The organism is Phycisphaeraceae bacterium, assembly GCA_019636675.1.
GTDB lineage: Bacteria > Planctomycetota > Phycisphaerae > Phycisphaerales > UBA1924 > JAHBXC01.
Genome location: JAHBXC010000002.1, coordinates 704230 through 725861, shown reverse-complemented (window position 1 = coordinate 725861; position 21632 = coordinate 704230). Strand labels below are relative to the sequence as shown.

17 protein-coding genes are annotated in these 21632 nt (G+C 69.2%); 7 read left to right on the top strand and 10 right to left on the bottom strand.

All coding sequences use genetic code 11. From position 1 onward, the window contains the following. Positions 1-153: 153 nt before the first annotated feature. The 5 genes from KF684_09775 to purL form a co-directional block, all read right to left on the bottom strand. Positions 154-1023, bottom strand: coding sequence for a hypothetical protein (locus KF684_09775; protein ID MBX3353212.1), 870 nt, complete (start codon positions 1021-1023; stop codon positions 154-156). Between the two features lie 90 nt (positions 1024-1113). After that, entirely contained in the window at positions 1114-1728 is a 615-nt protein-coding gene (locus KF684_09770) for a hypothetical protein (GenBank protein MBX3353211.1), read from the bottom strand. A gap of 282 nt (positions 1729-2010) precedes the next feature. After that, positions 2011-2835, bottom strand: coding sequence for a phosphoribosylformylglycinamidine synthase subunit PurQ (locus KF684_09765; GenBank protein ID MBX3353210.1), 825 nt, complete (start codon positions 2833-2835; stop codon positions 2011-2013). A 31-nt stretch (positions 2836-2866) separates the two neighbouring features. Further along, entirely contained in the window at positions 2867-3478 is a 612-nt protein-coding gene (locus tag KF684_09760; protein MBX3353209.1) for a helix-turn-helix transcriptional regulator, read from the bottom strand. A gap of 489 nt (positions 3479-3967) precedes the next feature. After that, positions 3968-6976 carry a phosphoribosylformylglycinamidine synthase subunit PurL gene (purL, locus tag KF684_09755; GenBank protein ID MBX3353208.1) on the bottom strand — a complete coding sequence of 1003 codons (3009 nt, stop codon included), beginning with the start codon at positions 6974-6976 and terminating at the stop codon, positions 3968-3970. Between the two features lie 173 nt (positions 6977-7149). Here purL and KF684_09750 point away from each other — a divergent pair, with 173 nt between their 5' ends. The 3 genes from KF684_09750 to KF684_09740 all read left to right on the top strand — a co-directional run bounded on the left by KF684_09750 (position 7150) and on the right by KF684_09740 (position 9177). Then, complete coding sequence (locus tag KF684_09750; protein MBX3353207.1) at positions 7150-8052, top strand: hypothetical protein; 903 nt, start codon at positions 7150-7152, stop codon at positions 8050-8052. Between the two features lie 34 nt (positions 8053-8086). Then, on the top strand, positions 8087-8560 hold the full coding sequence (gene rnhA / locus KF684_09745) for a ribonuclease HI (GenBank protein MBX3353206.1): 474 nt from the start codon (positions 8087-8089) through the stop codon (positions 8558-8560). A 104-nt stretch (positions 8561-8664) separates the two neighbouring features. Then, positions 8665-9177 carry a hypothetical protein gene (locus KF684_09740; protein MBX3353205.1) on the top strand — a complete coding sequence of 171 codons (513 nt, stop codon included), beginning with the start codon at positions 8665-8667 and terminating at the stop codon, positions 9175-9177. A gap of 14 nt (positions 9178-9191) precedes the next feature. On the opposite strand, the gene KF684_09735 is transcribed toward KF684_09740, so the two are convergent. Beyond that, positions 9192-10121: an FAD-dependent thymidylate synthase gene (locus KF684_09735; protein ID MBX3353204.1), complete on the bottom strand. Its 930-nt coding sequence runs from the start codon at positions 10119-10121 to the stop codon at positions 9192-9194. A 241-nt stretch (positions 10122-10362) separates the two neighbouring features. Here KF684_09735 and KF684_09730 point away from each other — a divergent pair, with 241 nt between their 5' ends. Further along, the gene (locus tag KF684_09730; GenBank protein ID MBX3353203.1) at positions 10363-11790 is read left to right on the top strand and encodes a hypothetical protein; all 1428 of its coding nucleotides are present in this window, start codon (positions 10363-10365) and stop codon (positions 11788-11790) included. A 114-nt stretch (positions 11791-11904) separates the two neighbouring features. Here the strand turns inward: KF684_09730 and KF684_09725 are convergent, their stop codons facing one another. Then, entirely contained in the window at positions 11905-15012 is a 3108-nt protein-coding gene (locus KF684_09725; GenBank protein ID MBX3353202.1) for a proline dehydrogenase family protein, read from the bottom strand. A 116-nt stretch (positions 15013-15128) separates the two neighbouring features. Here KF684_09725 and mnmA point away from each other — a divergent pair, with 116 nt between their 5' ends. Beyond that, positions 15129-16280, top strand: a complete 1152-nt coding sequence (mnmA, locus tag KF684_09720) for a tRNA 2-thiouridine(34) synthase MnmA (GenBank protein ID MBX3353201.1) — start codon at positions 15129-15131, stop codon at positions 16278-16280. Positions 16281-16601: 321 nt separating this feature from the next. Here mnmA and KF684_09715 read toward each other — a convergent pair whose 3' ends face one another. Further along, positions 16602-17705 carry a sigma-70 family RNA polymerase sigma factor gene (locus KF684_09715; GenBank protein ID MBX3353200.1) on the bottom strand — a complete coding sequence of 368 codons (1104 nt, stop codon included), beginning with the start codon at positions 17703-17705 and terminating at the stop codon, positions 16602-16604. Between the two features lie 568 nt (positions 17706-18273). Here KF684_09715 and KF684_09710 point away from each other — a divergent pair. Next, positions 18274-18906: a superoxide dismutase gene (locus KF684_09710; protein MBX3353199.1), complete on the top strand. Its 633-nt coding sequence runs from the start codon at positions 18274-18276 to the stop codon at positions 18904-18906. Here KF684_09710 and tilS read toward each other — a convergent pair. Then, positions 18890-19933: a tRNA lysidine(34) synthetase TilS gene (tilS, locus tag KF684_09705; GenBank protein ID MBX3353198.1), complete on the bottom strand. Its 1044-nt coding sequence runs from the start codon at positions 19931-19933 to the stop codon at positions 18890-18892. The two genes, KF684_09710 and tilS, sit on opposite strands and share 17 nt — an antisense overlap. Positions 19934-20024: 91 nt before the next feature. Between tilS and KF684_09700 the strand changes: the two genes are divergently transcribed. Then, positions 20025-20609, top strand: coding sequence for a hypothetical protein (locus KF684_09700; protein ID MBX3353197.1), 585 nt, complete (start codon positions 20025-20027; stop codon positions 20607-20609). A gap of 6 nt (positions 20610-20615) precedes the next feature. Here the strand turns inward: KF684_09700 and KF684_09695 are convergent, their stop codons facing one another. After that, positions 20616-21620, bottom strand: coding sequence for a hypothetical protein (locus KF684_09695; GenBank protein ID MBX3353196.1), 1005 nt, complete (start codon positions 21618-21620; stop codon positions 20616-20618). Positions 21621-21632 lie beyond the last annotated feature (12 nt).

Here is a 21632-nt window from a genome sequence, read left to right as displayed (position 1 = left end):
ATTGTGCGAGACACGGAGGGGTCGGGCGCATCCCCGGCCAATTCCCCGCCCTCGGAGTGGGCCTCTGCCATGCCACCACCATACCGGAGTCGTCAAGGCCGCGACTGGGACCGGCTGCGCGCTGTCGGCGCCGCTCCGGAGAGGGACCGGGGGTCACGGGAGCGTTGGGGTTCCGGGGGCGCCGGGGGCTGCTGGGGCTGCTGGGGCGCCGGAAGTGAGGAGTCCGTCGCGAGACAGGGCGAGCGCGAGTTTGCTGCGTAGCCGGACCGCGTTGATGAGCCGCAGATACCAGAAGAACCCCACGAGTGTGCACAGCCCGATGACCAAGAGGACCAGGATGCCGATGGACCTGAGTGGGTCGCTGTCGAGCACGGCCAGGATGAAGGCCGCGAAGCCGACGACGGGGAGAGAGGCGGCGAAGAGCAGCAGATTGCGCGATGACCGGCGGTGCTTCGCGATCCCGAGGCGCTCGCCGAGGCGACCGATGAGGATCGTGCCGGCTACGAAACGGACACAGAACGCGATGAGCATCGCGAGCGTCGGCAGCAGGTGAACCCAGAGCAGCGTTTCGGCCCAGAGGGGGTACGGCGAGTCGTCATAATCGAGCCAGTCCGTGTATGCCGTGACGTAATCGCTGATCGGCTCAAGCGGGAGCGTGATCGCGTGCACGACGAGCGTGACGACGATGATCTTCGCGAGCAGCGGGTCCGGGTGCACGCGCGAATCCGCGGCGGATCGCTCGGATCGGACGATGTCTCTCCAGCCGAGCACCGCGAGGAGCCCGCACGCCGTGGTGATCACCCCGAGGCCAGCGTGGATGAGCGCGTAGTTCGTTGCTGTGAGGGTCGTCAGCCAGTGCTCGTCCCAGTTGCGCAACAGGCCGCGGGTGATTGAATGAAAAACCAAAGCAAGGGCGAGCGCGGCGACCAGGCGCGTCGCTCCGCGTTTGAGACGGGCGAGCGCAGCCGGGTCGACCCCGTGCAGGGCCTCGATGTTGTCAGCAGGAATCGTCGCGTTGCGCATAGCGTGAAGATAGCAGGGCCGGTCGGTTTCACCAGCCCCGGAGAGCGACGGAACGGTTCAGATCACGGCGCGCTGGCCCCGCCCCGCGCTTCAGGGCGAGTCGGCGGGCTGCGCTCCCCCGCTGTGCATCTTGCAGTGCTTCCGGAGGGTGTCGAAAGTCCCGACATACCGGGCGATCGTCAGAAGGCCGAGGATCAGCCCGAGAAGGGCGCAGACACCCATGACGAAAATCGCGGCCATCTCCGCGCCCGGCATGGCGACCGACGCCACGAGCAGAGCGATCGCCGCGATCAATGCCACGCCATAGACGCAGGCCGTTCCGATGGCGAGGCGGATCACCGACTTCGACCTGGTTCTCATCCCGGGAACCCCGATGCGCTCGCCGAGTCTGCCGATGAACATCAGGCCGACGAAGAACCGGACGATCATCGCCACGCCCGCCACCATCCCGACGAGCCCGGTGAGCATCGTGAGCAAGACGGCCCACACAGCCGGCTCAGCGCTGTTCTCGGTGTGCCACAGCAGCGTGGCCGACGAGAACTGCTGAATCGGCGTGACACACAGGCCGATCGCGCTGATGATCACGGTCACGCGCACGGCCGTCCGTCGGCCCGGGTCGGGGTCGGGGCGGTCTGGCGTGAAGGACTCGCGCTCCGCGTTGAGGATACGCCACCAGCCAAGGAGCCCGATCGCCGCGACAGCCATCATCCCGAGCCCTACGGCGGCGTGAAGCGCAGCGAACGTAAGAGAATCCGTATCCGCTACGAGGGATTCCTCGTAGAACCCCCGGGCGAGCCCTATCACGAGCCCCGCGAGGATAGACAACAGGAGACCGACTTCGACGAGGAAGGCCCCGTTTCGCAGTCGCGCAAGGACGCGGGCGTCGATCGGTTGCGACTCGAGCGCGGGCCCGCCGGGATGCCGGTGGTGTTGCATCCCGAGCAGACTACAGCGATTGCGCCCGGACTCCAAGGGGCGATGTTGGAGTTATGCCCCGACCGGCTCGCGGCAGGCCTCGACGGCGGCGCGGAACATCGCGAGGCCGGGGGTGTCGCCCCGCCGCGAAGACGGCTCGAGGCGCGTCCAGAACGGGTGGTGCGTCCACTGGGTGTAGCGCTCGGGGTGGGGCATGAGCCCGAAGATGCGCCCGGAGGGGTCGCAGATCCCGGCGATGCGGCCCTCGCTGCCGTTGAGGTTGTCGTGCTTGGCGTAGCGCAGGGCGACCTGGCCCTGGCGCTCGAGGGCGTGAAGGGTGTCGGGGGAGTCGGCGACGAAGCGCCCCTCGCCGTGCGCGATGGGGAGCATCATGGCGTCGCCCGCGAAGCGCTCGTCGAGGAGGGGGCGTGTCCACACGCACCGGCTGTCCTGCTCGGCCTCGACGCGCACCCAGCGGTCCATGAAGCGTGCGTGCTGGTTGTCGGCGAGCGCGACGCGCTGCGCCGGCGCACGCTCGGGCCACCCCTCGCCCCGCTCGGGGCCGGGCAGCAGCCCGACCTGCACCATGACCTGGAAGCCGTTGCACGCGCCGATCATCGGGCAGCCCCGCTCGGCGGCGGCTCGCAGCGCGGGCCAGAGGCGCTCGCGCAGTTTGACGGCGAACACGCGCCCCGACGCGATGTCGTCGCCGTAGGAGAACCCGCCCGGGAAACCGATCAGGTCGGCGTCCTCCAGGCGCGCCGGCTCGTCGATCACGCGGTCGAGGTGGAGCAGGTCCACGCGGGCCCCGGCGAGCTCGAAGGCGCGAACCATCTCGGCGTCGCAATTCGTACCGGCGGCTCGGAGGACGACGGCGCGGGGCGTGGGGTTGCTCATCGCTGCATTGTTGGACGCCGGCGCGCCGGTTTCACGCGCCGCCCGACTGATCGCCCGAGGGGGCCATCGCGCCCGGGGCGATCCCGCCGCCCACGCGACCGACCTGCGTCGAGTCAACAAGCAGGATGAACCGGCAGTCAGACTCGTGGAGGGCCTCGTAGACCTGCGGCTTATCGCCCAGGAAGGTCACCGAGTCGCCGCGCTGCAGGAGCGCCTCTTCGGGCCCGACGACCAGACGCAGGGCACCCTCGAGCACCGTGACGTGCTGCATCGAGCCGGGCATATCGGCACGCCAATCGATGCGAGCTCCGGCGGGCATCTTGTACATCACCAGTTCGATGCCTCGCCGCACCAGCTGGGGCGAGAGCAGGTGACGCTCCGATCCGCTGCCGGCGTCGATCATGACGCGCCGTTCGGCCCTCCGGATGGGCTCGAGCTGGGGGCTGGGCTCGACGCCCAGCAGGTCGGAGATGGTGCACTCGAGCCCCAGGGCGATCTGGTGGAGGATCCGGATGGTGGGATTCTTCTTGCCGCACTCAACGTCGGAGAGCATGCCCTTGCTGACGCCGGAGCGTTCGGAGAGCTGGGAGAGGGTCAGGTTCAGCACCTGACGCCGGGCGGCGATCTGGGGAGCCACTTCCATCGTCACGATCCTTCCAGGCGATCCCGCCCCCCCGGTTCGCGGAAAATTCTCTATGGCGAACTAGAACTCCGATTGAGAACGACCGTATACTATAGTGAACATCGGCCCGCGGACGCAAGCACAGAAGCGCCCAAGGCCGGAAAGGAGTTCGCTATGGCGAAGTTTGCCCACTGCGGATGCCACACCAGCGCTCAGGACCGCCAGATGGCGGGGTTCTGGGGCGTGCTGGGCGTCCTGACCTCGGTGGCGTTCATCGTCGGCGTGATTCTGCTGTAAGCCGACCGGCGGGCCTCGATCGACGGTTTCTCGACCGCCCGCCCGGAACGCAAACACCCCAAGAAACCTCCGGAATCCCGGGACACCGGGCCACCGAATTCCCTCTCCCTTTCCGACGAGCCGACCTCGGCGCGCAAGCGTTGTCTCGGCTTCCTCCAAGGCGGGTGGACGCTCCGCGATGAGCGCCCGCCCGCCTTTTTCGTTCTCGGACGCTCACCAGTCCAGCGCGCCGAGCCACACGTCGCGAAGGTCGCGGACCGAAACCTTCAGCCCGGCGCCCCCACCACTGCCCGACACGACCAGCTCGCCTTCGTCGGTGGTCTGCCCGATCACCGCGTGGCGCACGCCGCCCAGGCCCCGCAGCGCGTCCTCGAGACGGTTGTGGGGCACTTCGAGCACGTACCGGCTCGGGGCTTCGCTGAACATCGCCGCGACCGGCGTGATCGGCGCGCGGTCCCGTGTCAGCGTCGCGAGACGCGCGAGATCGATCGTCGCCCCCAGCGCGTGCCTGCCCTCGGCATCGGCTGAGCCGATCAGCATCTCGGCGATCGCGACGAGCGCCCCACCATCGGACACGTCGTGCGCCGCCGCGACGATCCCCTCGGCGATCAGTTTCGCGACGGCGTGCGCGTTCGCCGGGCCCTCGCGCAGACAGGTCGTCGGGATGTTCGCGTCGTGCACGCCCACGCCCAGGCGCGCGAGGTGGCTGCCGCCCATTGCGTCGGTCGCGACGCCAACCAACACGATCGCGTTGCCGGCTCGCTTCATGTCGCTCGTGACGCACCGGTCGATGTGGTTCACGATCCCCAGCCCGGTGATGAGCAGCGTGGGCGGGATCTCGATCGTGCGACCGTCCTCGGTCGTGAACTGGTTGTTCAGCGAGTCCTTGCCCGACACGAACGGCGTGCGGTACGCCTTCGCGCCGTCGTAACAGCCCTCCGACGCGCGCACCAGCGAGCCAAGGTTCTCCGGCTTGCGGCAGCTTGGCCAGCAGAAATTGTCGAGGATCGCGATGCGCGACGGATCGGCGCCCACGCACACGAGGTTGCGCACGCACTCGTCGATGCCGGCGAGCGCCATCTCGTACGGATCGCCCCCGATCGCCGGGTCGCCCACCCCAACCGCGAGGCCGCAGCCGATCGCGGCGGCGCGCGTCGAGCCGGGCGTCGGCTGGAGCACGCTGGCGTCGCCGGGGCCCTCGCCAGCCGGGCCGACGAGCGGGCGGACGATCGTCCTGCCCTGCACCTCGTGGTCGTACTGGCGGACGATCCAGCGCTTGCTCGCGATGTTGGGGTGCGCGAGCAGCTTCAGCAGCGCGTCGCCCGCGTCAAACTTCGCGGCGCCTTCGCGCTGCTTCGCCGGCGTGGGCGTCCAGCTCGCGATGCGCGTGGGGGTCGGGATGCCGTCATGCAGGAGCGACATCGAGAGTCGACCGACCTCGGTCCCGTGGTATCGCAGGACGAGCTCGCGGTTGGGCGTGCCGAAGGTCCCCAGCTCCGCGAGTTCGACATGCTCTTCGTCGCAGATCGCGCGCAGGGCCGCGAGGTTCCCGCGAGGGACCGCGAGCACCATGCGCTCCTGCGCCTCGCTGACCCAGATCTCGGTGTAGGAGAGCCCGTCGTACTTCAGCGGAGCGCGTTCGAGGTGCACCTCTGCGCCGAGCGCCTCGCCCATCTCCCCCACGGCCGACGAAAAACCGCCGGCGCCGCAGTCCGTGATCGCGTGGTACAGCGGCGCGCCGCCCGGACCGGCGTCGCGTGCGCGCAGGATCGCGTCGAGCACGCGCTTCTCCTCGATCGCGTTGCCGATCTGCACCGCGTGCGAGAACTCGTCGGCGTGCGTGTCGGTGAGCTCTGCCGAAGAGAATGTCGCGCCGTGGATGCCGTCGCGCCCCGTGCGCCCGCCCAGCGCGACGATCACATCGCCCGGCTTCGCGTGCCCGCTGATCTTGTCGCGCGGCATGACGCCGACGCAGCCGCAATAGACCAGCGGGTTGCCGATGTAGCGCTCGTCGAAATACACCGCGCCGTTGACGGTCGGGATGCCCATGCGATTGCCGTAATCGCGCACGCCGGCGACCACCTGATTGAGGACTCGCCGCGGGTGCAGGCACCCGGCCGGGACATCCGTCGTGTCGGGCGGTGCGACGCAGAACACATCGGTGTTGGCGATGGGCTTGGCGCCCAGGCCCGTGCCCATGATGTCGCGGATACACCCGCCCACGCCGGTGGCCGCCCCGCCGTAGGGCTCGATCGCCGAGGGGTGGTTGTGCGTCTCGACCTTGATGCACAGCGCGTGGTCATCGTCGAAGGCCACGATGCCGGCGTTGTCGACGAAGACGCTGAGCGTCCAGTCGACGCCTTCCTTGATGAGTTCGTGCGTCGCCGCCGCGACGGTGCTCTTGAGCAGGTTGTGGATCACGACCGACCCGTCCGGCTGGCGCTCGTGCCCGGGGCGCTTCGACCAGTCGATGCGGTCGGTCTCGATCGAATCCGACGAGTAGCGGATCGTGCTCTTGAGCGTCTTGTGGACGCAGTGCTCGCTCCATGTCTGCGCGAGGGTTTCGAGCTCGACATCGGTGGGCTCGCGCCCGATCTCGCGGTAGTGCGCCTGCACCGCGTGCATCTCGTTGAGGTCGAGGAACAGGTGCCCCTCGCGCGAGAGCTTCTCGAGCGCAGCGTCGTCGAGGTCACGCATGGGTACGTGCGTGACTTTCAGGTCGTACCCGCCGCCCCTGGGGAGCGAGTCGGGGACGAACGGCTCGAAGTGCACCGCCTGGATCACCGTGTTGGCGAGCAGGCGCCTGGCCAGCGTCTCGGCGCCCTTCGCGTCGATGCCGGCCACGTCGAAACGCCAGCCGGTGGTGACGGCCAGGTCCTCGAGCCCCAGCAGCTCGCGGGCGGCGTCGCGCACCGTCTGCGCCGCCGGGTCCATCACGCCCGGGAGCGGGTGCACCTCGATGACGCGCGAGCCGGCGTTCGCCGCGGTCACGCCCAGCGTGGCGCGCTCGAGCACCGGGTCGGCGAGCAGACGCTGGGCAAGCGACTGGATCTGCGCCGAATCGAGGGCCGCTTCGATCAGATACACCTTGCTGGATCGCACCGACGAGGGCGCGAGCCCGAGCGCCGCGGCGTCTCGCTTCACGGCTTCGCCGCGCACATCGGCGCGACCCTGGGAGACGGCGACTTCGACACGATGCACGCGTGCGGTGGGGCTGGTCATCGGTGAATCGTACCCCGAAGACGCGCAAGTCCAGTGTTCGGGGGTTTCTCGCATGAATCCGGCATAATCCTGTTGCTCCCGGGCCGGATCCTGCGAATCTGGGGGTGTCGCCCCAAGGGCGTCGTCCCCGGCACAGGGACCGGACCCGCACAGGGAATCTGAGGAGTCACATCATGAAGCATTTCCCTCTCGGATGCCTGCTCGTCGTCGGATCGATCGCGTCATCCGGCGCGATCGCGCAGACGATCGTCGTCAGCGACGCGACCAACGGGCTGCCCCACCAGCTCCTGGAGTTCACCCCGGGCGCGGCGCCCATCGGGCCGCTCGGGGTTCTGCAGGGCCCGTGGGCGCCCACCTTCGATTTCGTCGACGCGGACACCGCGTACTTCCTCGCGCGCTCGCCCGACGCCCCCGGCGCAACCCCGTTCGACGGGCTGTACCGGTTCGACGCGCAGTCGGGCCTCTCCTCGCCGGTGCTCACCCTCGACACCTCGCTCGAGGCATTCGGGACCGGCTCGATCGCGCACCACAACGGCACGGTCTACTGGCTCGCGCGCCAGGCCGACGCGCGGGAATCGACGCTCTACGCCTTCGAGGGCGTCGACACCGACGCGCCGACGCTGCGAAGGATCGGCGACACCGGCGTGCGCGACCTCGCCGGACTCGCGGTGAACCCGCAGACCGGCCAGCTCTTCACCCTGCGCGATGTCCACGACCAGTTCGACGAGTTCATCGTCTGGGCGGAGGTCCGGACGCTCGACACGCTCACCGGCGCCGCGACCTTCGTCGCCGACGCGCCCTCGCTTTCCGGGCTCACGCTGGGCGGCGGCATGGACTACAGCCCCGACGGGAGCCACATCCTCCTCGCACGCAACTTCGAGGGCGCCAGCCCCGACGACTTCGTCATCCTCGACGCGTTCAACCCGCTCAACGGCACGATCGTGTTCAGCCCGACGGACCTCACGCGCAGCGGCGGGATCCTCCTGGGCGACATCGCGTACCGCGTCCCGTCGCCGGTCTCGGGCGTCGCGCTCGGCGTGATGGGCGTCGTCGCGCTCGCTCGTCGGCGTCGCTGACCACGCCGGCGCCTATCCCGTCTACACTCGCGGCGTGACCGACCCGAGCGAACCACGCCCGCATGTCCTGCTGTTCACCGACGGCGCCTGCTCCGGCAACCCCGGGCCGGGGGGCTGGGCGTACATCCTCAAGCACCCTGCGTCGGGAACAGTGCGCGAGCGGTCGGGCGCAGAGCTCGACACCACGAACAACCGCATGGAGCTCATCGCGGTCATCGAGGGCCTGCGCGCCATCAAGCGACCCTCGCGCGTCGACATCACCTCCGACAGCCAGTACGTGCTGAAGGGGCTGAAGGAGTGGCTCGACCAGTGGATCGCGCGCGGGTGGAAGACCGCGGCGAAAAAGCCCGTCAAAAACGAGGACCTCTGGCGCGACCTCGACGCGCTGCGCAAGACGCACGAGATGCGGTTCCACTGGATCAAGGGCCACAACGAACACCCCGAGAACTCTCGCTGCGACCTGCTCGCGGTCGCGGCGCGAGAGACGCTGGTGGCAGGGAACGCCTGAGAACCAGCCGGCGCGTGAAGCCGCCCGGGTCGGGAGGGGCACGGTCCGATCATCCGGAACCGGCCCCGCGACCCGCCCCGCGCACGAACCGATACAGAAGGGTGATGAACCGCCGGCTTGTCATCCGCTGCGCCGTCTCGTGCCTCGCGCTGTGCCTGGTGGCGTGGCGCCTGCCTCCGATGATCGACAAGACCTTCGCGTCCATCGACGAGCACAAGGGCACGATCTCGCTGCTGACGGGCGAGGGCGTGACAATGCCCGTCACGACGACAGGCGCGACGCACACCCATCATCCCGAGGCGGGCGTGGAGGTCTTCGCGGCCAACGGCGCCACGCTCACGCCCGAGCAGCGAGCGCGGCTCCTCGACGCCGCGAGGCGGCACGACCCGCTCGCGCAGCTCAAGGCCGCCGAGCGGGCGACGACGCCGAGCAAGCCCGCGCCGACAAACGCGCCCGAGCCGGCGAAGCAGCCGGAGGAACCCAAAGCGACTTCCTTCGAAGACGCGCTTCGCGAGCTGGGCCTGGATCCGGCGCTCCTAGACCCGAAGACGCTGGATGTCGAGACGATGCTGAAGAAGGCCCGCGAGGGAGCGTCGAAAAGACAGCCGAAGCGCTGAGCCCCCGGGAGGGATCACTCCATCCCGAGCTTCGCGCGTTTCTCGGCCCACTCCGCCTGCTCGCGCTTGTTGTCGGTCGCCAGCTCCGACGCGCCGGCGCGCAGGGCCTCGATTTCCAGTCGCGTCAGGCGGACGCTCTCCAGCTCGTAGTCGCGCCACGCCTCGACGGTCCACGGGCACATCGGCTCGATGAGCGCCAGCATCGCGCGCGAGAAATCGCGGATCTCTTTCTGCGCGTGCTCGTCGATGCGCAGCGAGAGGAAGCGCAGCAGGTTGTGCAGGTCGATCTTCCAATACCACTCGGTGTACACGCTCTGGGGCAGGCCGATGCGCGCGATCTCGCGCGCCAGGCCCTGCTCCGTGAGTTTCATGTACTCGTCGTGCAGTCTTTCAGCGCGATCGAGGTAGCCCAGGAAGGCCTCGGCCGTCGCATCGTCGATCAGTTCGTCGCGCCCCTGCCGGTTGGTCTTGCTCTGCTGGCGGATATCGTCGCGCGAGGGGCGATAGAAACGGTCGGGCACGATCGAGTAGCGCGCCGAGTACTCGTTCACGTTCGCGGTGCGGTGCCTGATCCACTGGCGCGCCACGAAGATCGGCATGCGCACGTGGAACTTGAACTCGACCATCTCGAAGGGCGTCGTGTGCCGGTGACGCAGGAGGTAGCGGATGAGCCCGCGATCCTCGTTCACCTTCTTGGTGCCGGCGCCGTAGGACACGCGCGCCGCCTGGACGATCGCCTGGTCGGCGGTGTGGCCCTGCGGGACGAGCCGGGGCATGACATCGATGATGGCGCAGAGCCCGTGGTCGTGGACAGTGACATCGAGCCGGGCGGCGCCGCCCATGAGGTCGGACCACTGCTGGTCTTGCTCGAGTTCGACGCGTGTGATCTGGACGCCAGCGGTCATGGCCGCGCCTCCGTGCTGCTTGAGTTCGACGCCTTCCATCGGTGGGGTCCCTCCATGGTCACAGGGGCCAGCGTAGGGGGTCGGTCGTGATTCTGCATCGCCCAAAGGGACAAGGACTTGCCGGATGCCGCCCAGCGGCCGGGGCCTTGGGGTATCCCTCCCCACCATCGGGGCTCTTTTCAGCCAATGAAATCTCTGGTACGCTGCGCGTGTTCAGCCGGCCTCCGGGCCCGTTCGGCCGGTCCTGTGACATTTCGTCCTTCGTTTTGGAGAGAGTTCCTTGCTCAAGAATCGCACCAAGACCGTGCTCGTTCTGACTGTTCTCGCTGGCGCCGCTTCGGGCACTGCCCTCGCCGGCGACCCCTGCCCCACCTGGAATCGCGCCTACGGCGTGCCCGGCGCACTGGGCGGCTCCGTCTCGAACGCGATCGTCTATAACGGCCAGCTCTTCGCGGGCGGCGGGTTCACCTCGCTGCAGGGCGTCAGCGCCGGCGGCGTGGGTCGAATCAACCTGACCACGAACGCCGCGTCGAACGTCGGCGGCATGTCCATCATCGACGGCTTCGTCTCCGCCTTCGCCGTCTTCAACCCCGGCGACGGCGAGAAGCTCTACATCGGCGGCGCCTACAACGGCATCCGCATCAACGGCATCGACGTGCCCGACTCCAAGTCGCTTGTGTCGTGGGACGGCTCGTCGATCCAGACCGTTCCCAACACTCCCTACACCTCGACCTTCGACTTCATCCAGGCGATGACCGTGTGGAACGGCAAGCTCGTCACCGGCGGCACCGCCGGCAACGACGGGCTCAACCAGAAGCCGGGTCTGTGGCTGTGGGACGGCGCGAACTACGAGTTCTACTCGCAGGGCTGGGCCGGACAGGTCGCGCCCGTCATCCTCGCGCTCGAGTCCTTCCAGGGCGACCTCTACGTCGCCGGACGGTTCGATACCTACGACTCCGATCTGAACGACCCGAACAACCCGCTCGTGGTTTCCAAGCACATCATGCGTTTCGACGGCACCGACTTCCACGGCGTGGGCGGCGGCGTGTTCCGCGCCACCAGCCCCGTCTCGCAGGTCCTCGCGATGAAGGCCTTCGACGACGGCAGCGGCGAGAAGCTCTTCATCGGCGGGCGCTTCGACCGCTTCGGCGCCTCGCCCGGCACGCCCTCCTTCGCTGTCGTCCGCTGGGACGGCACGCAGTTCCTCGAGACCCCCGGCTTCGCGCAGGCCGGTCGCGAGATCCGTCGGTTCGGCGTCTATAACGGCGAGCTCTACGCCGTCGGCAACTTCGAGTCGACCGACGCCGGCGGCACGATGCCGATGCGCAAGTTCGCGAAGTGGACCGGCAGCGGCTGGGAAGAAGTCGGCGACGGCTTCGGCGCCGGCGCTGGCACCGACAACCCCAACGCGATCGCAGTCGGCGAGGGACGCATGTTCATCACCGGCTCGTTCAACAGCGTCGGCAACGGGACGGGCCCGGGCGCCGGCCCCGTCAGCAACATCGCCGAGTGGGTCGGCATCTGCTCGGTCGACTGCCCCGGCGACACCAACGGCGACGGCGTCGTCAACTTCTCCGACCTCAATGTCGTGCTCTCGCAGTTCGGCCAGACGGGCGCCGGCCTCGACGGCGACCTGAACGACGACGGCGTCGTCAACTTCTCCGACCTCAACGAGGTCCTCAGCAACTTCGGCTCGACCTGCAACTGACCGGATACACCCCGTCGCCACGCGACGGGTCTCGTCGAGGGGACTGAGAGAGAACCCTCACAGCGGCCGGCGCTCCCTACGGGGCGTCGGCCGTCTTTCGTTGTACATCTCGGCTCACAACTCGGGCGCGAACCCGCGGCGCATCGTGTTCTCGGTGCAGCAGCGAGGCTCGACGAACTGGAGCAGGTATTCCGCGCCGCCGGCCTTCGACCCGACGCCCGACATGCCGAACCCGCCGAAGGGCTGTCGCCCGACGAGCGCGCCCGTGATGCCGCGGTTCAGGTAGAGATTGCCGACGCGGAAGTCCTTGCGCGCGCGTTCGAGGTTGCTGGGTTTGCGGCTGTAGACGCCGCCGGTGAGCTTGTACACGCTGCTGTTGGCGATGCGCAGGGCCTCGTCGTAGTCCTTGGCGCGAATGATCGCGAGGACGGGGCCGAAGATCTCCTCGCGCGCGAGCGCGTGGTCGGGCGGGACATCGGCGAAGATCGTCGGTCCGACGAAGGGCTTACCGACCTTCTGCTCGAGCCCCGCCGGGACGGGCGTCTCGAGCACGCAGCGCAGGTCGCGCTTGCCCCGCTCGATGTACGACCGGATCTTCTTCGCCGACTCCTCGTCGATGACGGGGCCGACGTCGGTCGCGGGGTCGAGCGGGTCGCCCACGACCAGGGCCCTGGTCGCTTCGACGATGCGCTCGACGAAGGTGTCGTAGTGCGCGTCGAGCACGATGGCGCGCGAGCACGCCGAGCACTTCTGGCCCTGGAAGCCGAAGGCGCTCTGGCGCACGCCCAGCACCGCCTCGTCGAGGTCGGCGCTCGTGTCGACGATGAGGGCGTTCTTGCCGCCCATCTCGCACACGACGCGCTTCACGAAGGGCTGGTCTTCGGGGGTCACGCCCGCTGCCTTGATGATGTCGAGCCCGACCGCCTTGCTGCCGGTGAACGCGATGAGCGCGACGCGCGGGTCGCGCACGAGGGCGGCGCCGGTGGTCTCGCCCGGCGCGGGCAGGAAGTGCAGCGCGTCGCGCGGGGCGCCGGCCTCGTGGAGGATGTCGACGAGGATCTTCGCGATGCCGGGCGTCTGCTCGGCGGGCTTGACGACGACCGTGTTGCCGGTGACGAGCGCCGCGACCGTCATGCCGCAGCAGATCGCGAGGGGGAAGTTCCACGGCGCGATGATCGCGGCCACGCCCCGGGGCTGATGCCACTGCTCGTCGAGCTCGCCGATGAATCGCCCGAGGCGCTGGCGCTCGAAGAGCGGGACGGCGAGACGCGCGTAGTACTCGCAGAAGTCGATCGCCTCGCAGACATCGGCGTCGGCCTCGCGCCAGGTCTTGCCGCTCTCGCGGATCATGACGCCGGCCAGCTCGTCGCGCCGCGAGCGCATGATGTTGGCGGCCCGGGTGAGGACCGCGGCGCGCACGCGCGGGTCCTCGTCGCGCCACGAGCGGAAGAACTCGGCGGCCTTCGCGACCGCGGCGCTCGCGTCGGCCGGGGTCTTGTCGTTGGCGACCTTCGGCACGCTCGCGCGGGCGACGGCGCTCGCGAACGCCTCGCGCTGCGAGGAATCGCTGAGGTCGCGCATCGGTTCGGTGAAGAAGGGGCGGTCGTTGCCCACCCCGGGGATCGCCGGCGTGAGGGCGTGACGCTCGGGCGCGATCAGGTACAGGTCGGGCTTGCCCCCGGGCTGCACGGAGCTGGTCTGCGAGTGACCGTTGACGGACATCCCGTTGACATGCGCCGGGATGGCGGCGGCGGATGTGTGGGGCGACGCGAGCAGGACATCGGTGGACGCGTTGTCCATGAAGCCGGCGCGCAGCCACGACTCGTTGCTGGTGTTCTCGAGCAGGCGGCGCACGAGGTAGGCCATGCCGGGGATCATCTCCCCCACCGGGACATACTCGCGCACGCGCAGGCCCATCTGCTCGGCGGCGGTCTTGAGCTGGTCCGCCATGCCGTGGAGCATCTGCAGCTCGATCGCTTCCTTCGGCAGCCCGCGGGCTTCGAGGCCGGCGACCGCCGTCGCGATGGAGCGGACATTGTGCGAGCCCAGCGCGAGTTTGACGCCGCCCTCGCCGGCGCGCCGGGGCGTCGAGTCGAGGAAGATCGTGGTCATGCGCTCGAAGCACGCGTCGGTCTCGCGCTTCGTGTTCCACACCGGGCATGGCCAGCCCATCTCCTCGGCGTGGATCGTCTCGTAATCCCAATACGCACCCTTCACGAGGCGCACTGTGACGACGCGCCCGGTGCGCTTCGACCACTCGCAGATCCGCTTCGCGTCGGCGTCGCCCGACTTCAGGTACGCCTGCATCGCGAGCCCGGCGTCGAAGTCGAACTCGTCGCAGCAGCGCATGAACAGGTCGAGCGTGAAGTCCTTGAGCGAGAACTGCTCCATGTCGAAGTTCACGAAGACATTGTTCTGCTTCGCGGCCTCGAGGATGGGGCGCAGGCGGGTCATCAGGTCGTCGAGGGCGACCTTCCCCTTGAGCGGGTCGCACTTCGGCGAGAGCGACGAGATCTTGATCGACACATTCACGCGAGGCACGGGGCCGAGGTGGTCGCGCTCCAGACGCTCCTGCGCCTTCCACGACGCGACCTCGCGCGGGAGGTTGTTGATCAGGTCGAGGTACTTGTCGCGGTACGCGTCGGCCTCGGGCGCGCTCACGCACGCCTCGCCCAGCAGGTCGACGCTGAAGGCGATGCCGTCGCTCCAGAGCTTCTTGAGCCCCGGCAGCGCGGTGGCGGCGTCGGTCCCGGCGATGAACTTGCTCGCCATGCCCTTGATCTGCGAGGACACGGTGTTGGTGAAGATGCCCTTCGCCAGGCCTCCGGCCTTGATGCCGAGGTCCATGCCCGGGGGCGGGTTGACGCCCGGCTGCGTCAGGTAATCGACGAGGTGCTCGTGCACCATGTCGGGCGTGCGCAGCGCCGGGAACGCGTCGACGAAGCGGAACAGCTGCACCTTGAAGCCCTGGTCTTTCATGGACCAGTCCATCAGTTTGTCGGACCAGAACTGCTTGCTCAGCATCCCGGCCTTGTTCGCGTTCGCGAGGGAGAGCATCTCGGCGCCGACCTGCTGGATGCGCGGCTCGAGGGCGGCGATCTGCGGCGGGGCGTGCGTGGGGGAGACCGTGGCCGCGGGCTGCGCGCGGTGAGTCGCCGCCGCCCCGCTGGGAGGTCGTGCGGTGGTGGAGGGCTTCTTTGCCTTGCGCGAGAACAGGGCCATGCGGCGGGCTTCCTTGCGACGAAACAGCGCGGGGCGTCCAGACCGGGTCGGACGCGACGGGATTCTACGCGTCCGGGAGGGCGGGCCCGGCGCCCTCCAACCCCCTACCGTTCTCCGTGAAACCCGCTTCGGGAAAGGGCAAAGCGCTGGTCGCCATGTCGGGCGGGGTGGATTCCTCCGTCGCCGCCGCGCTGCTCCTGCGCGAGGGCTACGAGGTCGTCGGCTGCTTCATGCGCCTGGGCTCGCCCGGCGAGGAACTCGACGCGATCCAGACCTTCGACGAGGCCCAGCGCGAGGCGTGCGACCCCCGGAAGGTGAAGATCGGGCATCAGGGGTGCTGCTCGGTGGGCGACGCCGCCGACGCGCGCCTCGTCGCGGCGGAACTGGGCGTGCCCTTCTATGTGTGCAACTTCAAGAAGGACTTCGGGCGCATCATCGACTATTTCGTGGACGAGTACGCGAGCGGGCGCACGCCCAACCCCTGCGTGCGCTGCAACGACTGGCTGAAGTTCGGCAAACTGCACGAGTACGCAAAGACGCTTGGGTGCGATTTCGTCGCGTCGGGCCACTACGCGCGGATCGACCGGACGGGGCCCTCGCCCCGGCTGCTGCGCGGCGTGGATCACGACAAGGACCAGTCGTATGTCTTGTTCGGGGCGCCGCGGGACCGGCTGGGCGAGATGCTGCTGCCCATCGGCGAGTTCGAGAAGGGTCGCGTGCGCGAGATGGCGCGCGGGTTCGGGCTGCCGGTGTTCGACAAGCCGGACTCGCAGGAGATCTGCTTCGTCCCGGACAACGACTACGCGTCGCTCGTCGAGAGGCGCCGCCCGGGGGAGATGCGCGAGGGCGCGATCGTCGATCCGGAGGGGCGCGTCGTCGGGAAGCACGACGGGCAGCACCGCTTCACGATCGGGCAACGCCGCGGCGTGGGCGTGGCGTTGGGCTACCCGATCTATGTCGTGAACAAGGACGCGAACACCAACACGGTGACGGTGGGCCCGGCCGAGATGCTCGAGACGAAGTCGTGCGCGGCGCGCGAGGTGAACTGGCTCGTGGACGAGCGCGAGTTCGCCGAGTGGACGGCGTGCTACGCGAAGATCCGATACAACGCCGAGCCCGTGCCGGCGCGCTGCCGCGTGGATATGGAGCGGGACCTGCTGGAGGTCGAGTTCGACGACGCGCAGCGCGCGGTGGCGCCCGGGCAGGCGGTGGTGTGCTACGACGCGGCGACAACGAGCGTGGTGCTCGGGGGCGGGTGGATTTCCTGAACTTGTCTCGGGTGGCACTGGCAAGCGATGCTTGCCAGTGGTTGCGTCACCCTTCTTCAATGTTCAAAGGGTGGCGTGGTACGGCCGCAGGCCGTGCCACGGTTCGTCGTACATTCCGCGGAGACGATTCACGCATGCCCGAGTTCGAGGCGTGGTAGGTGAAGAGCCCGGGTCAGGAATGCCCCGGGGCACCCGAGCAGGAAGGGTGAGTGCTTTACATAACTCAACCCGCTCCCAGACGGCGTTATGCGGCGGACACCCAAAAGAAAGCGCCCGCGTCGGGGGACGCGGGCGCTGGTGGGGTTCGGGATAGCCTGTGGATCAGGCGTTCATAAGGTCGGCGATGCGCTTGGCGGGGCCTTCGTTGGCGGCCTCGCCCTGGGCGGCTTCCTCGTCCTTCTTGGGGGCGCCGAGGAAGGCGGACTCGAGCTGGCCGCGGATCTTCTCCAGGGCCTTGTTCTGGATCTGGCGCACGCGCTCCTTGGTGACGCCGATGATCTGCCCGACCTGCTCGAGGGTCATGGGCTTCTCGAGTTGGCCGGACTCGAGCCCGAAGCGGTGCTCGATGACGGTGCGCTCGATGTCGGACAGGTCAGCGCGGTTCTCGGTGACGATCCGCCGGACCTCGCTGGCGGCGTCCTGCTCGAACTCGGCCCGCTTGGTCTCGAGGAAATCCGATTTCTCGAGCTTGGGGTCGAAGTCCGTGGGGAAGCGCTGACGGTACTTGCTGAGCTTCATCGCCTGGCGGGAGAACGCCTTGAGGATGGCGCGGCAGGCGTAGGTGCTGAACTTGAAGCCACGACCGGCATCGAACTTATCGACGGCGCGGAGGAGGGCCATGTTGCCCTCGGAGACCAGGTCCGCGAAGTCGACCTCGGACATGCGGGTGCGCTTGGCCATCGCGAGCACGAGCGCGAGGTTCGTGTTGGCGATCTGCTCGCGCAGACGCTCTGCGACGCGCTTCCAGCGGAGCAGATCGTCGATCTGCTCGTCGGTGGGCTGCTGGTCGGGGCGTGCCCAGACGACCTTCTGGATCTCGCTGATGCAGTGGCGGGCGTAGTTGTACTGGAGGAACAGCACCCGCTCCTCGGCGGCGGTCAGGATGACCTGCTCGCTGTGGCGCTGCTCGCGCTCACGCTCGCGGAGGCGCGTGGGGGTGATGTCGTCCATGACGGGGTGGTACCACGACGTGTCCGGCTTGCGGATATCGGGGGCCTCGTCGTAGATCTTGCGCTCGGCGCCCTCCTCGTAGAAGGCGGGGTTGTCGATGTAGTCCTGCTCTTTGGTGAGCATGTGGTGGAGGGTGCGCTCGTCCTCGGGGCTGAGCCGACGGCGGCTGGCGCGCGAACCGTCCGTGAGCGCGCTGCCGCGACGATGGCGGGCCTGCGCGAGCGGAGAGACGGATTGTGGCGTGTGCTGGACCATCGAGTGCTCTTTGAGAAACCTTCGCGAAAGTGAACGCGGCGGATGCCGCGATGGAGGCAATACTTGAGCCCCGGAGCCGGTTATACGCTCGACTCAGGGGTAGCGTTTCAACAGGTTGAGACGATCTTGCCCGCCGATCGGTTCCGAGGGATTCGGGCCCGTCGAGCGGGAGTCGTGCGCGGGTGCGGATCTCGTTTGGACGCCGCGCTGCACATCCGCCGGGCTCGGCGATCAGGCGACGACCCGCAGGCATCCGTGCCGCGGGCAGAACAGGCAGTACGGGGAAACCCCGGGTGGAGTTCCCTCGCTGCTTTCGTCAATGTAAACAGTTTTTTCGGGAACGCAAGCCGATTCCCTGCACATCTTCCCAGACCTTCCAGAAATCCCCGTTTCCGGCTGCTCCCAGCCCCGAGGTTCTGGGTCTGTGTGCCCGGTTTCACCCCCCGACCCGGACTGGACTCATCCCTGAGCACGACCCTTCTTGGGATTCGCGCTACCGTGTTTCCGGACCGTCCGGGCCTCTCCGGCCGGCCCCCACACCCCCCACCCACCCCCAGGAGGAGACCCCATGGCCTTCACCCTGCCCGACCTTCCCTATCCAGCCGACGCGCTCGAGCCCCACATCGACGCCCGGACCATGCAGATCCATCGCGAGAAGCACCACAACGCCTATGTCACCAATGCGAACAAGGCCCTCGAGGGCACGAAGTTCGCCGACATGCCTGTCGAGGAGGTCATCAAGCACCTGAACGACATCCCGGCCGAGAAGCGCACCGCCGTGCGTAACAACGCCGGGGGGCACGCGAACCACTCCCTGTTCTGGCAGATCATGGCCCCGGCCGGTCGCGAGGGCGGGGGCGGCCCGACGGGCGCGCTCCTCGGCGCAATCGACGAGGCGTTCGGCTCGTTCGACGCCTTCCAGAAGAAGTTCGCCGACGCCGCCGCCACGCGCTTCGGCTCGGGCTGGGCGTGGCTCGTCGTGAAGAACGGCAAGCTCGAGGTCTGCTCGACCCCCAACCAGGACAACCCGCTCATGGGCGAGTCGATCGCCGGCTGCTCGGGCACGCCCATCCTCGGGCTCGATGTCTGGGAGCACGCGTACTACCTGCACTACCAGAACCGTCGCCCCGACTATGTCGGCGCGTGGTGGAACGTCGTGAACTGGCCGAAGGTCGCCGAGCTGTTCAGCAAGGCGAAGTGACGCGCACACGCGCCGCGTCGACCTCGACGCGCACGCCCGCCGGCCACTGAAACTCCCGTCGCTCCCCCGAGCGCGAACGGATGAACACCACCGCCTGGTCGACCACGCGTCGCGCCAGGCGGTCGTTCTTTCCGCCCCCGCTCGCCGCGGCAAACGCACGCCGCAGCCCCTCCCCCACCACCACCGACGGCAACCCGCGCAGCCGGTCGCGCTCCCACTCGGCGCAGTCGCCGAACGCGTCGCGCACCTGCGCGTCGAGCAACTCGGACACGCCCCGCAGCAGGTCCGAGGCGTTCCCGGCCCTCGACGCGGCGCCGGGGCGGATGCGCTCCAGCAGCGGCAGGACCTCGTGGCGGATCGCGCCCCGTGCGCGCGTCGTGTCGAGATTGGTCCGGTCTTCGCGCCACACGATCCCGGCCAGTGCGCACAGACGCTCCGAGTCTGCTCGCGTCACACGCAGCATCGGGCGGATGAGCCGCGTCTCGCCCTCGAGCGTGCGCCGCTCACGCATGCCAGCAAGGGCGCCCGGACCCGCGCCGCGCAGCAGCGCGAGCAGCATCGTCTCGAGCTGGTCCTGCGCGTGGTGCCCGGTGGCGACGCACGAGCACCCCCGCTCGCGCGCCAGCCGGGCGAGCTCCGCGTAGCGCAGGCGCCTGGCGCCAGCCTCCGCGTTGCCGCGAGAAGGCACGCGCACCGACGCTTCGACGAACTCGACGCCCAGCGACGACGCCAGCTCGCGCACAAAGTCGCGATCGCCGGACGCCTCCTCGCGAGAACGCATGTCGTGCAGCACGTGCGCGACCACGAGCGAATCGGCGCCCCTCGACGCCAGAGCCGCCACGAGCGCGCTGGAGTCGGCCCCCCCCGAGCACGCCGCCAGCGTGCGGCGCGTCGGCAGGTCGCCCGTGAGCGAGCGCCAGCGCCGGAGAATGGCGCGGCACGCCGGGTCGCGGCGCAGGGCGTCGAGGCGTCGGCCCCCCGGGTCCGGCTCCGGCGTTGCGTCGCGCGCGGCGCTTGTCGAGTCCATAGGGCGATCATACCGATAGGGTCATCGCCCACGGGCCGGTGCGCCCGTCGCGCCCATCCCCTTCCCGAACCACGACGAGGCGGAGCCCCGCGTGCCGATCCCGACGACCATCCATTGCCTGGCCGCCGCCGCACGACCGGCGGCGCTCCCGACGCCCGACTGGGCGCCCTGGGCGCTCATCGTTGCAGGCGCCGCGCTTCTCGCGATGTGGGGCTACGGCAAGAAGCGCGCGCACGCGACCATGCCCGGCTCGCCGTCGCTCGCCGACCGCCTTCTGGGGCGCGCCACGCTCGCCGGTCGCGCCGCCTCGAGCGCTGCCCCGGGGAACGACGCCCTCGTCTCCGACCTCGAAGAACTCGCCGACCAGCTCTGCGCCAGGATGGACGAACGGGCCGAGCGTCTCGAGTCCCTTCTCGCGCGCGCCGACGAGACCCTCTCGCGGCTCGAACGCGCCGAGAAGCGCCCCGCCCGCGAGGACGCGCCGCCCCCGCTCATCGAAGTCGTTCGCGCTCCCGGGCGTGCTCGCACTCCGGCCAGCGCCGAAGCCAGCGCGGACCCGCTGAGCCGCAGGGTCTACGAACTCGCCGATTCCGGGCGCGACCCCCTCGACATCGCGCGCTCGCTCGACGAGCAGGTCGGCAAGGTCCAGCTCATCCTCGCGCTGCGCGAGTCGTGAGCGCGATCACCGGTCGGTGACGCGGACCTCGATCGCCCCGCCGCTGGTCTGCACGAGCGACTCGGGCCCTTCCACCGGGAAGGCCAGGATCGTCTCCTCGACTTTGCGCGCCACGACGCGCGCCGTGCCGGGCTGGGCGTTCACCACGATGGGCGAATCCGTCGTGCGCAGGGTCAGCGTCCCGAGGAACCCCGGCCCCACCTGCAGAAACACGCCTCCCAGCTCGGTCGTCGCGCGGATCGGGCCGTTCGCCCCCGGGTTCATGCGGATATCGATCGCGGCCTTGCTCGTCGAGACATCGACCGAGCCCGACGCGTCGCGCACCATCACCATCCCGTTCGTCGTGACGCCCCGGATCGCGCCCTGCACTCTCTCAAAACTCAACACCGCGTTCGTCGTCTGCGCGTCGATCGCGCCGGCGTGGTCGGTGATCGTCACCGGGCCGTTCTCGGTGCGCACGACCGCGTCGGACCGCACCCCCACGAGTTTCACAGCGCCGCCCGTCGTGCGCACCCCCACGCGCGTCGCGCCTCGCGGCAGCTGCACCTCGAACGCGCTCGCCTCGGGCGCACGCTTCCCGTCGGGCCACTCGATCGACACCGTGAACCGGCCCTGCGAATCACCCTGCGCCGACACCCTCGCCGCGTCGCGCCGCTCGGGGCTGGTCGCGCTGATCTGCGCGCGGATCACCATCGCCTCCAGGTCGCCCTCGACCACGGAAACCGGGCCCGACGCGTCGATCAGCACCAACGCGCGGTCCGGCAGACGCGTGTCCACCACCTCGCGCCGGGTGTACAGCGGCGTCGGGCGCCCCCGGCCCGGGCTCGAGCCTCCGGCGCTCTGCTGGCCCGTCGCCGGGGCTGCCGGCGCGCCGCCGTCGGCGCTCGCGTCCTTCGTGGAGGCGCACCCGGCGACCACGCCGAGAAGCAGCGACGCGCCCAGCCCAAAGGCCGCGACGCGCCGCGTCAGGGAAGAAGCCGGGGAATCGGTCGATCTGAGAGAGAATCGCATCCGTGCACGCTC

What these genes read in the sequence shown, in the direction of transcription:
- KF684_09715 (MBX3353200.1), bottom strand. Translation starts at nt 17,705, where the DNA reads ATGGTCCAGCACACGCCACAATCCGTCTCTCCGCTCGCGCAGGCCCGC.
- purL (MBX3353208.1), bottom strand. Translation starts at nt 6,976, where the DNA reads ATGACCAGCCCCACCGCACGCGTGCATCGTGTCGAAGTCGCCGTCTCC.
- KF684_09760 (MBX3353209.1), bottom strand. Translation starts at nt 3,478, where the DNA reads ATGGAAGTGGCTCCCCAGATCGCCGCCCGGCGTCAGGTGCTGAACCTG.
- KF684_09740 (MBX3353205.1), top strand. Translation starts at nt 8,665, where the DNA reads ATGAACCGCCGGCTTGTCATCCGCTGCGCCGTCTCGTGCCTCGCGCTG.
- KF684_09695 (MBX3353196.1), bottom strand. Translation starts at nt 21,620, where the DNA reads ATGCGATTCTCTCTCAGATCGACCGATTCCCCGGCTTCTTCCCTGACG.
- KF684_09765 (MBX3353210.1), bottom strand. Translation starts at nt 2,835, where the DNA reads ATGAGCAACCCCACGCCCCGCGCCGTCGTCCTCCGAGCCGCCGGTACG.
- KF684_09735 (MBX3353204.1), bottom strand. Translation starts at nt 10,121, where the DNA reads ATGGAAGGCGTCGAACTCAAGCAGCACGGAGGCGCGGCCATGACCGCT.
- KF684_09770 (MBX3353211.1), bottom strand. Translation starts at nt 1,728, where the DNA reads ATGGCTGTCGCGGCGATCGGGCTCCTTGGCTGGTGGCGTATCCTCAAC.
- KF684_09725 (MBX3353202.1), bottom strand. Translation starts at nt 15,012, where the DNA reads ATGGCCCTGTTCTCGCGCAAGGCAAAGAAGCCCTCCACCACCGCACGA.
- KF684_09710 (MBX3353199.1), top strand. Translation starts at nt 18,274, where the DNA reads ATGGCCTTCACCCTGCCCGACCTTCCCTATCCAGCCGACGCGCTCGAG.
- tilS (MBX3353198.1), bottom strand. Translation starts at nt 19,933, where the DNA reads ATGGACTCGACAAGCGCCGCGCGCGACGCAACGCCGGAGCCGGACCCG.
- KF684_09775 (MBX3353212.1), bottom strand. Translation starts at nt 1,023, where the DNA reads ATGCGCAACGCGACGATTCCTGCTGACAACATCGAGGCCCTGCACGGG.
- KF684_09750 (MBX3353207.1), top strand. Translation starts at nt 7,150, where the DNA reads ATGAAGCATTTCCCTCTCGGATGCCTGCTCGTCGTCGGATCGATCGCG.